Origin of the sequence: Fervidobacterium pennivorans DSM 9078 (assembly GCF_000235405.2) — a bacterium.
GTDB lineage: Bacteria > Thermotogota > Thermotogae > Thermotogales > Fervidobacteriaceae > Fervidobacterium > Fervidobacterium pennivorans.
In genome coordinates, this window is record NC_017095.1 from 1,072,360 (window position 1) to 1,085,084 (window position 12,725).

Here is a 12,725-nt window from a genome sequence, read left to right on the forward strand (position 1 = left end):
AAAATTTGTATGGAAATAATCTCAAAAAATGTTTTCGAAATCGTAAACGAGAGGGTGAACTAATTCATGAAAATAAAACCCGGTATTATACTGAGTGTTCAACTGGAACCAACAGACCCAATTGTAGACCCTTGTTTTGTGCTTAGCATGGGAAAAATTGCTGAAAGTGTAGGTGCAACGGCAGTAAGAACAAACGGAGGAAAACACGTCAAAATATTGAAACAAAACTTAAGAATCCCGGTTATTGGATTGGTTAAAAACAGAGCTTATGAAGCATACATAACCCCTACATTTGACGATGTCAAAGAAGTAGTGAGTTCAGGTTGTGATGTTGTAGCTATAGATTGCACTCGTCGCAATCGCCCCATCCCGCTAGAAGAACTATTTGGGATGATCAGAACAAATTTTCCCTATGTCGAGATAATAGCTGATATAGCCGACGAAATTGATGCACAGCAAGTTTTACCTTTGAAACCAGATTATATTGCTACAACTCTCAGTGGGTACACTGAGTACACGAAAAATACCTGGTTACCGAACATACGACTCGTAAAAGAGTTGGCTTCTTTCTCGCCGGTCCCAGTAATAGCGGAAGGTGGTTATTCAACCGAAAAGGAAATTGTAGAAGCTTTTCTTTCGGGAGCATATGCCGTTGTCATTGGAACAGCTATAACACGGCCTTGGGTTACACTATCTAAATTTATCGAAGCATTCAGAAACATTAACAACATAGGAGGGAACAAAAATGACTCTCGATTATGACGTTGCTGTTTTTGGTGCAGGCTTAGCAGGAATAAGTGCTGCTGTAACTATTCGTAGACTCGGAAAAAGAGTAATCTTAATTGAACAAAGTGCCGTTGTTGGTGGTAATGCAACAGCTGGTCTTGTTAATCCATTTATGAAATTTTGGCTTGATAACAAAACACTTTGCGGAGGTTTCTTCAAAGAACTGATAGAAGATCTAAAAAACCGGGGAGGAATAATTGAAAATTGCTTTGACTCAGAAATTCTCAAATTAGTGTTGATGGAAAAATTGCAGGATGTAGACGTACTTTTTAGAGCCATACCTGTATTTGTAAAAACCAGTGAAGATGGCAAAACAAGACAAAAAAGAATAGAGCATGTAGTAGTTAAAACTTCTTTGGGAAACGAGTATGAAATAAATTCCTCACTTTTTATTGATGCTACAGGGGATGGTAGCCTTTCTTATCTTGCAGGTTGTTCGTATGATTCAGGTGACGAGACAACAGGCGAGAACCAAGGGACAACACTTATTTTTACATTGTCAAACGTAGATTTTGAAAAAGTACGCGAATCTGTACGCAGAGATCCTGATAACTTTTTTAAGTGGGTTTCACCTAACTCAAAGGTCTTATCGGTAGGGGGTTACTTTAAGGAGGTGAGAAGAGCAAGGGAAGAAGGTCTAAACTATCCGGTCGACTACTTCTTTTTCAACCAGCTTCCAGGAACAGGTAGAGTTACAGTTAACACAACTCATGTCTGGGTTAAAACAACTGATGATTTCGAACTCTCAAAAGCCCTAAAAGAACTATATAAACAAGTTGAGACAGTGTACATATTTGCCAAGCATTATGTACCTGGTTTTGAGAACTGCTATATTGAAAAAATAGCAACATATCCCGGGGTCCGTGAAAGTCGTCGTATACGCGGACTTTACAGTTTTTCTGGTGACGATGTTATGAATAAAAGAAAATTCAAAGATGCAGCTGTCAAAGCCGTATATGGTATCGATGTTCATAAAAGGACTCAGGAGAGTAACTCGAAAGGTGAGTTTGAGGTTCCAATGGATGAAGACTATTATGAAATACCAATAAGGTCACTTATTTCCAAGGACTTTGTAAACTTAGGCATCGTCGGGCGTAATTTTTCTGGAACGTTCTTAGGTCAATCCGCCGCAAGAATAATGGCAACCTGCTCGGACATGGGGGAAGCAATTGGGCGCATAGCAGGCGTTACGAAAGGCAGTTTTTACGAAATATTAGGATTTAGCGAACCAAATAACAAGAAGGAGGGGTAACCAATGAGAAAGATTTTTTTGATGATTTTTGTTCTTATCACAGTACTTGGAGTATGTAAGACAATAACACTTGAATTTTGGACACTTTCTTTAAGTCCCACCTTTGATGCCTACATAAAAGAAATGATCGCAGATTTTGAAAAGAACAATCCAGGTATTAAAATCAACTGGTTGGATATTCCATATGCCTCTGCAGTCCAAAAGCTAACCGCATCCATTGCAGCAGGACAAGGTCCAGATGTTGTAAACCTCAATACAACGTGGGCCGTGGATTTTGCTGTGCAGGGTGCTCTGATACCTGTGGACAACCTGGTTCCACCAATCACCATTAAACAGTACTGGGAAAGACTATGGAATGCAACAGTAGTAAACGGAAGAGCTTACGCTTTTCCATGGTATGCATCAACTCCTATATTAATGTACAATAAAGACTTGTTCAAAAAAGCTGGTCTTGACCCCGCCAAGCCTCCGAAAACTTGGGATGAAGTCCTTGAATATTCAAGAATCATAAGGTCCAAATTGGATATATACGGTTTTGAGCCAAACATAATTGCTATCGACGAACTTCTCTTAGAAGGCGTACCAATAGTAACACCTGATGGCAAAAAAGCCGCCTTCAACACCCCGGAAGCAGTAGCCAAGTTAGAATGGTTCCAGAAGGCTTACAGAGAAAACCTGATGCCGAGATCACTTGGAGGCTATGGAGAGGGTAGAGAATTCTACCAACAGGGTAAGATAGCGATGTACCCTGCTGGTCTAACTATGTTAAAGCATATAGAAATAAATAGTCCTAATATCTTCAAAGTTACAGAGGTAGCGCCTTATCCTGTTGGAAAAGCTGGAATCGTAAAAGTCTCCTTGATGAATCTCGCAATTCCTATAACTTGTAAATATCCCAAAGAGGCAGCTAAGTTTGCAGCACACGTAACCTCTCCAAAATGGCAGATAGAGTTTAGCAAATATGCCACTGTTATTCCATCAACTATCCAAGGTTTGGAAACAAGTGAATACTTTAGACAACGTGTCAAGGCAGGAGACCTTAATGCCAAAGCCATGTACATGGCAAGTCTTTCTATGAAAAACGCTGTTGACCTTAACGCTCCTGCTGTCATAGGTGTTCCGGCTAACAAGCTTCCAGATGTCCGAAAAGTCCTACAAGACTATTGGATGAAAGCAATCAAAGGCGAATTGAGCGCAAAAGAAGCACTCAGCTTGGCCGAAAAAGAGGTGAACGCAATACTGGGCAAGTAATTTGTTCTTTGTTGTGTAATTCACATGTGGGGACATTGTCCCCACATGTGTTAGATTATGTGAGGTGATAACATTGCGTGCAAGAAAAAGACAGACGATAATAATAGCTGTTCTCTTTTTGGCAGTACCTTTGACGTTACTATCCATCTTTACATACTACCCGATAATAAGAGGCATAATTCTCTCCTTTTGTGACTACAACATGTTCACAAAAAAAATAACATGGGTTGGTCTAAGCAATTATAAAGAGATATTTAGGAACAAATACTTTTACGAAGCGCTTGTAAATATCCTTAAATATCTTATCGTAGTTCCGTTTATTCAATTTGTGGCAATTCTTACCGCAATACTTGTAAATCAAAAACTCCCTGGGATTAAATTCTTTCGTACACTTTTCTATGTCCCCGTGATAACTGGTTCAGTTATAGTAAGTATGACTTGGCGGTGGATATACAATGTTGATGGTTTGCTAAACAGCTTTTTGCTCTCAATAGGTGTGATAAAAGAACCGGTAATGTGGTTAACAGACGAACGCTTCGCACTTTATAGTGTTATGTTTGTCACGTTCTGGAGAGGTATTGGTTATTACATGGTCATTTACCTTGCAGGTCTCCAAAATATACCAACTGAACTTTACGAAGCGGCAAAGATTGACGGGGCCAATAGCAGGCATCTATTAACTAAAATTACTTTACCACTTCTTAAGCCAACAATGTTGTTTTGTTTTACTATATCGAGCCTAGCTGCTCTCAAGGTATTTGAAGAAGTTTTCTTAATGACACAGGGCGGTTCGGGAACAACAACAATGATGTACTTGATCTACGACTATGCTTTTGTCAGATTCAAGTTTGGGCTTTCCACAGCAACTTCAGTTATCTTTGCAGGTATTCTAATAACTTTCACGGTGATAAACTTCAAATTCTTTGGACCAAGAGGTGAGAAAAAATGAAAATAAGAAAGCTAATTCAAACGCTTTTTAGCTATTTTATTCTGATATTGTTAGCTGTATTCTTTACTTTCCCTTTTATATGGGTGTTGTCAACATCATTTAAAGGTCCAGGTGAAGACTTATTTACTTGGCCTCCGAAGTTTATTCCGGAACACCCAACATTTGAGAATTATATAACTGTCTTCAAGAAAGTACCGATGATACGATATTTCGCCAACACAATAATAATAACCTCTCTCGGAGTAGCTTTCCAAGTAGTATTAGCTGCATTTGCCGCTTATCCTCTTGCACGACTTGAGTGGAAAGGAAAAGAACTTGTTTTTAAATTCATCTTGCTACCTTTATTGATACCAATGGAAGGTGCGCTGATCGTCAATTTTATAACCATTCTAAAAATGGGATTGTACGATACCCATTTGGCGGTTGTTCTTCCAAGTGCCGTATCAATCTTTGGCATATTTCTAATGCGTCAACATTATCTCTCAGTTCCTGCAGAGCTAGAGGATGCTGCTAGGATAGACGGGTGTAATGAGTTCCAGGTGTTCTGGAAAATAACATTTCCACTTGTTCGACCAGCAACCGCAGCACTTGCAATCTTTGCATTTACAGCCTACTGGAACTCTCTGCTGTGGCCACTTATTGTGCTAAGGACACCTGCAAAATACCCTATTCAGGTTGGGTTGTCTCAGTTGAGTAGCACATTTGAACCGAATTTCAGAACAGCATCGGCTGCTATTGTCATAGCCATGATTCCTATTTTAGTATTCTTTTACTTCACACAAAGGTACTTCATAGAAGGTTACAAGGGAGCAATAATTCAATGATTCACTCCCTGGATTTTATTTAAAAGGAGGAGTGAGAGGATATGAGAAAAATTTGGAGTAGAGTTTTTTGCGGTTTCTTGATTTTGATAACCACGGTTGTTACAGCTCTTCCCTCTATTGGAATATTGTACTCACCGACAACAGAAGGTTACTACACAAAACCAACCTATGACAACATAATCCGTGGTGTGCTTGCAGTCTTGGATTATGGCAAATTGGAATACGAAATCATCAATACAAGTGAGGTTACAAGTATCCCCGAATATATAAAGCTTGTTGTTGATCCTTCGAATGGAGCTTTATCCGATAACGAGGTTGACCTTGTTGAATCTTATCTGATGAAAGGTGGAAAAATACTTGCTTGCTACGAAAGCAGTCTTAAAGATGCCAAAGCCAAAAACAGAGGAAACTTTGCATATTCGAAATTCTTGGGTATAAAGTTTATTTCCTGGGATAGTGGAAAATACTATAACATGAAGCCGACTCAATTAGGAGAATCAGTGTTCCAAACTAACAAGAGCGTACCTTTGTCCAGAGGTTTCACATTTGTTGTAGAGGTCACACAAAACGCAACACCTTTGGCAATTTGGTATACCAAAGACGGAAAAGTTTCAAACGAGAAGTACCCTTATGCTGCTGTTCTTTCACCATTCGGTATTTACTTTGGTGAAAATGTCTTCCTGCAGGCAGCAACAAATGAAGAGTTAAAATCCCTGGTGCTGAACGCTATAACTTACTTACTTGGAGAGCCCGTGTCTACAGTTAATCCCCTGTTTTATATGAAGGCATCACTGGATGAAAAGATATACAGTCTTGAACAGAAACTCCTTGAATATAGAAAGAAGTTATCTAAGTCAAAGCTTTACGAATTACAGGAAATCATCTGGAATCTTAAAGACGCCGCGAAGAAGGTCTCTGATGTGTCCGAACTGAAAAAGCTTCAAAAAACAGCAGATTTGCTCGAGATACAACTCTTACCACAGTTCAACGTTCAGTTAAGAGGGATTTGGTTTGATAGTTACGCAATTAGAGATTGCGAAACCCCTGAGAAGTTGCGAGAACAAATAAGAGAGCTTAGCGAATTAGGATTCAATGCTGTGTTTCCTGAAGTTATTTACAAAGGTATGACCATATCTCCAAAACTTTCTAAATTCCCACAAGACCCTGCGTTCAGAGATTGGAAAGAAGACCCATTGGAAATTATAGTTGATGAAGCCAAAAAAGTTGGTATGGAAGTCCATGCATGGTGCTGGGTGTACGCTGTTGCTACTGGTGGGGTGAAAACACCTTTCATGGAAGCTCATCCCGACTGGATTGAAAAAGACAAGTTTGGAGGTATTTTTTCAAAAAACAATACGGCCTGGTTGTCACATGCTAATCCAGAAGTGAAAAACTATCTCATTGACGCACTACTAGAAGTGGTACAAAAATACGAAATCGACGGTATAAATCTGGACTATATACGATATGACGGCGATGAGTTTGGATACGAGGAATTCGCGGTGAAGAGATTCAAAGAAGAAACCGGCATAGATCCGTTCAGTATAGAAAAGTATAGCAAAGAGAGTGTTGTATGGCAAATGTGGCGAGAAGAAAACGTGAACACATTTGTCCAGGAGTTCTATAGTAAAGCTAAAAAAATGAAAAACGATTTGATAATAAGTGCAGCGGTATATCCTACGCTCAGTGGTGCTCGTATGGAAAAAAAGCAAAACTGGGAATACTGGGTAAAAAAAGGATATCTAGACCTCCTTATACCAATGGATTATAGAACCTCGGTTGAAGACCTTAAGATTCTTTTTGACATGCAGTTAGAATACAAGAGCGATGTATACCTCTGCCCTGGACTTCAACTCATATCCTTGGACGAACCCAAGAAAGTCATTGACCAGATTTCCCTTGCGAGTGATTATTTCAAGGCTGGATTTGTCTTGTTCTCTGTCTCTCATATAAAAAAGTTCTCAAAAGATTATGAATACTTTAAAAACGCTATGTCGAAAAAAGCCATAACACCGTTTAGAAAAATGGAAGAATTGGTAGTTGCTTTCGACGAAGCTCTAAAATCAGAACTTCAAATCTTTGCTGAGAACGACACTGTAAAAAATGATATTGAAGTTGTCTTTTCAGAATTTGAGAAAATTAAGAAATGCAAAGATTACGCCGAGCTCACGGAGAGTATTTCGAAAGCAATTTTTACCATATCCGATAATGTAAAAAACCCTGAATTGGCTTTAGCAGCAGTAGATTTGTTGCATTGGATGCTTGAAATCGTGCGTCCAGCAGCAAACAGATTAAAGCCAAGAGCAGATTTCTTTCCACAGAAACCAAAAGAAATGGTCGTGGTTGATAACATAGTTCCAATACCAAAATTAGCAGTTCGGCAAGGCAGTTCAAATCTTAATCGAAATCTTGATGAATGGAAAGATGCAGAAGCTACCGGCGAATTCCTTTACCATGATAGTGGGCAAAAACCTGACGTAAAGACATTTGCAAAGGTCATGTACGACACTGAGAATTTGTATGTTCTTTTCATATGCGAAGAACCGGATCTCAGCTCTGTAAAAATAGTTTCTGGACCACGTGATACTCGTACTTACTTAGGCGACTCTGTTGAGGTCTTTATACTTAAAGATGAAAAGAACAATACTTATTACCACTTTGTCGTAGGCTTCGATGGTACTATTTACGATGAAGTGGGTTACGATAGCAAATGGAACGGCGATATTGTAGCAACCACCTGGAAGGAGAACAATGTGTGGTATGCAGAGATAAAGATTAATATGAATTACTTAGGGTTGTCTTTAGATGATATCTCTGAACTCAGAGTCAATTTGTGCAGAAATCGTTGGAAAGGCAATGATGCGTTTTACTATGCTTGGAGTGTCACTTATGGTACGTTCCACACACCTGAAAGGTTCGGAAAATTTATTTTTGGTAGAAAATAAATCACACTGAAACTTCGGTCATTTAAACCAAAGTAAAATCAAACATACTAGAGTGGGAGGTGTTTTGTACGCACCTTGCTTTCGTAAAAATGCTCGGTTTTAAACTGCAAGGTGCGTACATTTTGCAAATGAGAGTGCTATTTCTTCCTATAGACGAAAGATTTTGCACAAAGGATTATTTCCTACATCTCTGTTCGTCCGTCGGAATAGATGTTCTCGTTCCTGAATATTTCGGTCTTAAGAAAATACCAGCTGACGTTGACTACATAATTAACTGGTTATTTGAGAACTCAAGTAACTGCGATATAGCAATACTATCATTAGACATGCTTTTGCACGGTGGACTTGTCCCTTCGAGGTTGGATTACACACAAGAGGAAACGTTAGTCAAACGGCTGAACGTATTATCTCTGTTAAAAAGGCAAAATACTAACCTAAAAATATACGTAACAAAAAGTATTACAAGAATCCCGACTTATAATTCGATGGAGGAAGAACCAGATTACTGGGGCTATTTTGGAAAAGCACTTTACGAGTATTCGCTTGAACTTGCAAAGGGGTCGAAAGTAAAAAAGACAGATATTCCAAATTGGATTATTGAGGACTTTTTGTGGAGAAGAAGGAGAAATCTGAAAATAATAAGAGAAACCATCAAACTTGTTCGGTCAGAGGTTATAGATTTTCTTACCATCATGCTCGATGACAACTCTGAAGGAAGCCTTGTTTACAAGGAAGCTTGCGAACTTCATGAGCTGGTCAAGCAACAAGGATTAAGCGACAAAATACAAATCAGAAATGGAGCAGATGAAGCTTCTTTAAGTTTGCTTTCGAAATCTCTGTGTGATTACTTTGGTCTCCAACCAACCTTCAAAATTGTTTACAGGAAACCAGAGTACGCCCATCTCGTCCCCCCATATCACAGTGACGATTTAGATACGTCAACTAAGTCACATATTGTCGGTGCTGGAGGAAAGTTAACCGACTCAGAACGTGAATTTGATATATTGCTTTACGTAAACAACTTCGCTCCGGACGAACCAAGGGAAGCACCTTTTCAAGAAAACTTACATGAACAAGAAAGTCACGACAAATTGAAGCACTTGATAGAGTTAGCCCTTGAGCAAAGCAAAATAATAGCTATTGCAGACGTAAGATATGCAAACGGCTCAGATAATATTTTAGTCGAAGAACTTTTGCAAAGGCCAATTGATTGGAAAAGCGTAACTTACTATGGTTGGAATACTGCCGGTAACACCCTTGGATCAACATGTGCACACGCTGTAATACTTTACTTCAGCAAGGTTGGGTTGCTTAAACTAAACGTACAAGATCTGGAAAAATACCAATCTATACTTTTGTTAGAACACTGGGGATATCAAGCTAATGTCAGAAAAATGCTCTATGGAGAAATAGAAAAGCTTGGTTACAGCGCTGGCTCTTGTCTCTCAATGATAAAAGACGAGGATTGGGCTAAGAACTTTGTACAAGAAAATCTTAAACCATACCTTGAGAAGATCAACAGGGCTTTTAAAAAGAGTTGGAAATGTTCCATTTTCTTTCCTTGGCATAGACCTTTCGAAATCGGCATAGTTCTGCACGATACTCAATAAAGGTATTAAACATACTGAAAACAAGAAAGGAGTTAAGGCAAGTGGGAACCAAGATCATAGGAATTGATATAGGGGGAACCACTGTAAAAGGTGCAATATACGATAATGGGATCCTCGTAGATAAGATTGTCCGAAAAACATCAAAAACGAACCCGCTTGACACAGCTATGCAAATTATCTATCAGCTACTCACAAACAATAAAAAAATAGCAGCGATAGGAATTGCAACAGCTGGCAGGGTTAACTCAAATACTGGAGAGATTTTGTACGCCACTCCTAATTTAAAAAATTGGACCGGGAGGAACATTAAAAAAGAGGTTGAAACCACTTTAGGAATACCGACTTATGTTATAAACGATGCTAAAGCAGCAACATTAGCTGAAGCCCATGTTCGAGACGTTCAATCATTAGTTTTCTTAACTGTAGGAACAGGACTTGGTGGTGGAGTTCTCATTGATGGAAAGCTGGTAGACGGAAATTTCTGGGAAGCGGGAGAAATAGGGCATACCATACTATATCCTAATGGCCGCAGATGCAACTGTGGCAAGCGTGGATGTGCTGAGAGATATGTATCGATGAGTGTAATTCACAGATATGCAAAAGTTCCATTGAACAAACGTGCTCAATTGATTAATTATTTTAAAAACAACGAACAAAAAGTCCTGACTGCTGTTGAAAAAGTGTGTTCCGATTTGGCAATCTTGATTGATAAGATATTTCTTATGATTGACCCTGAACTTGTTGTCGTTGGTGGAGGTTTTTCGGAACTGGGCGAAGGAGCTTTACAAATACTTAAAACTAAAGTTGGAATTCATGCTTCTAAATCACTTTATCGACCTGAACAAGTCGAGCTTAGCGTTTTTCAAAACGATGCAGGGCTCATCGGTGCTTCTCTTTTCGCTATAAAAAATCTTGAGGAGGGAGCATAAATTATGGCTAAAGACATCTTTACACTTTTAACTTATCAGCGTGGTGTTCTTACTAAAAAGGAAAAAATTATTGCACAATACGTTTTAGAAAATGTTGAAGAAGTTGTACATATGAGTATTACAGAACTTTCTGAGCTTTTAGGTGTTGGTGAAGGCACAATTGTTCGATTCTGCCAAAAACTCGGTTTTCAAGGTTTCCATTCGTTCAAAATCTTCCTTGCAAAAAGCATACCAAATAACAAAAGTGAAAATGGTGCTCTTTCATCGGGGGATATACTTTCACAGATTAAAATAAATCACGTTACTGCTATTGAACAAACATACGAGCTACTCAGCTCATCCAAAGATGTTCTAATGAAGTGTGCTGAGATAGTTTCCACATGCAGAAAACTTTACACTGTTGGTGTTGGAGCCTCTGGCGCAACTGCACTGGATGCGTACTATAAATTCATGCGAATAGGTATCGATGCATTCTTTTCTCAAGACGCACATTTAGTAGCTATGGTCCTGTCAAGTTCTACGTCAGAGGATGTTCTTCTTACCTTTTCTCAGAGCGGTTCAACATCAGTCATTATAGACTTAGCAAAATTAGCAAAGGAAAATAACACTAAAGTTATTGCAGTAACGGGTCACAAAAGGTCTCCCCTTGCTGATATTGCTGATTATGTCCTACTGACACCCATTCGTGAAGCACCTTTTGAAAGTGGTGCAATAAGGTCAAAGATATCACAACTGCACGTTTTAGAAGCTCTGTTTGAGATGACAAAACAAACCATGAAAGACAAGGCAACTCAATGTGTGCAACGAACTGCTCGTGCTGTAGAAAAATGGATCTATTAATTCAATTAAGGCAGCAAAAGAATTTCGTAGAACATTAATCCTGCGTTGCTTAAAAAGAATATGAAAAATGCGATAAATTGAAGAAACATGCCAATGGTTAGTTTTTTTCAGATTCATTCAACTGATGTCAAAGTTTGTGGCGATGCTTAAAGTGTTCGCAATAAAACACTTTTGAAAGATTTAAACTACCTTTTTGAAGTAACGCGTATAAACTTTCGAGAGGCAGTATCCATTGCTCTGCTTGGTGAGTTATTCTTAAGAGGTATGGCACATCACACCTCAGTCACCGGTGCTATGAAACCTTCTGTCCTCGGTAAACTTGCGTTACCGGTTTAAGAACAATTAATAACATTTGCCAAATTTCTGGAGGGATTAGACCATGGCAAGTTTCAAAACGTACTATGAGATAATGAAAGTTGGAGAATTGTTCAAAACCGTTGATAAAATGACACCACCCAAGTTTGAGAAGGTTAAAAGATACATTTTCATAGGCTGTGGTAGTTCGTATAATGCGGGATTGATAATTTCAGAAATTATGCGGAAAAATGGTTATAGCGCCGATGCTATAACGGCTGGTGAAGTATTAGTTAAAGAGATGTTCGACGAAATCATAAAAAACTACGACCTTGCAATCCTGATCTCACGAACAGGTTATACAACTGAGACTGTCAAAGTTGCTGAACTGCTAAAGGGGCGTATCCAAACGCTCGGTGTTACTTGCGACAGAAAAACTCCATTGGCTAACGTTTGCGACTTAGCGTATGAACTCGATTTTGCTCACGAGGATTCTGTAATCATGACCGGAAGTTTCTCAGCTATAGTGAGATTATTCCTGAATGGTATCAAACGAATTGACATTGATGTGGAAGAAGTTCTAAAGAAATTCGACGAAATGACCTCAAATGACATTGTGCACAAAAAGAGTCATTTCATTTTCTTAGGTTATCGCGAACGCTACCATATGGCTAAAGAAAGTGCACTCAAGGTACAAGAGTTATCGCTTGACCACAGTGAATTCCATGAGACCCTCGAATACCGCCATGGTCCCATAGCATTGCTTTCTCCTAATTCGCATGTGGTAATCTTTTCTGAATTCAAAAATCCAAGTCCCCTTGAAGAGAATTTAGCAAAAGAAATCATGGATCGTGGAGCAAGTGCACAGATCATTGTTCCCTTCACCAATGATCCTGCCCTTGAGGTGCAAGTACTCAATCTCTATGGTCAACTTCTTGGCTATAAGCGAGCGATACACAAGGGTTTAAATCCTGACAAACCTCATGGACTTACGAAATTTGTTTCACTCAAAGATGTTTAAAACCATAGGACTTTAGCACTTGAT

Annotated in this window: 10 protein-coding genes; all 10 read left to right on the forward strand. The window is 39.0% G+C overall.

The annotated features are described in order from the left end of the window. Positions 1-66: 66 nt before the first annotated feature. On the forward strand, positions 67-762 hold the full coding sequence (locus FERPE_RS04990; RefSeq protein WP_014451564.1) for an N-acetylmannosamine-6-phosphate 2-epimerase: 696 nt from the start codon (positions 67-69) through the stop codon (positions 760-762). Beyond that, positions 746-2,038, forward strand: coding sequence for an FAD-dependent oxidoreductase (locus tag FERPE_RS04995; RefSeq protein ID WP_014451565.1), 1,293 nt, complete (start codon positions 746-748; stop codon positions 2,036-2,038). The genes FERPE_RS04990 and FERPE_RS04995 overlap by 17 nt, the downstream gene beginning before the upstream one ends. A 3-nt stretch (positions 2,039-2,041) precedes the next feature. Next, positions 2,042-3,289 carry an ABC transporter substrate-binding protein gene (locus FERPE_RS05000; protein ID WP_014451566.1) on the forward strand — a complete coding sequence of 416 codons (1,248 nt, stop codon included), beginning with the start codon at positions 2,042-2,044 and terminating at the stop codon, positions 3,287-3,289. A gap of 64 nt (positions 3,290-3,353) precedes the next feature. Continuing rightward, positions 3,354-4,238, forward strand: coding sequence for a carbohydrate ABC transporter permease (locus tag FERPE_RS05005; protein WP_372588941.1), 885 nt, complete (start codon positions 3,354-3,356; stop codon positions 4,236-4,238). Then, positions 4,235-5,062, forward strand: coding sequence for a carbohydrate ABC transporter permease (locus tag FERPE_RS05010; protein WP_014451568.1), 828 nt, complete (start codon positions 4,235-4,237; stop codon positions 5,060-5,062). Before FERPE_RS05005 ends, FERPE_RS05010 begins: the two co-directional genes overlap by 4 nt. A 41-nt stretch (positions 5,063-5,103) precedes the next feature. Next, positions 5,104-8,007, forward strand: a complete 2,904-nt coding sequence (locus FERPE_RS05015) for a family 10 glycosylhydrolase (protein ID WP_014451569.1) — start codon at positions 5,104-5,106, stop codon at positions 8,005-8,007. A 128-nt stretch (positions 8,008-8,135) separates the two neighbouring features. Then, on the forward strand, positions 8,136-9,617 hold the full coding sequence (locus FERPE_RS05020; protein ID WP_155804245.1) for a DUF4127 family protein: 1,482 nt from the start codon (positions 8,136-8,138) through the stop codon (positions 9,615-9,617). A 41-nt stretch (positions 9,618-9,658) separates the two neighbouring features. Then, positions 9,659-10,546, forward strand: coding sequence for an ROK family protein (locus FERPE_RS05025; protein WP_014451571.1), 888 nt, complete (start codon positions 9,659-9,661; stop codon positions 10,544-10,546). Between the two features lie 3 nt (positions 10,547-10,549). Further along, positions 10,550-11,386, forward strand: coding sequence for a MurR/RpiR family transcriptional regulator (locus FERPE_RS05030; RefSeq protein WP_014451572.1), 837 nt, complete (start codon positions 10,550-10,552; stop codon positions 11,384-11,386). Between the two features lie 379 nt (positions 11,387-11,765). Next, positions 11,766-12,701, forward strand: a complete 936-nt coding sequence (locus FERPE_RS05035) for an SIS domain-containing protein (protein ID WP_014451573.1) — start codon at positions 11,766-11,768, stop codon at positions 12,699-12,701. The last annotated feature ends 24 nt before the right edge of the window (positions 12,702-12,725 follow it).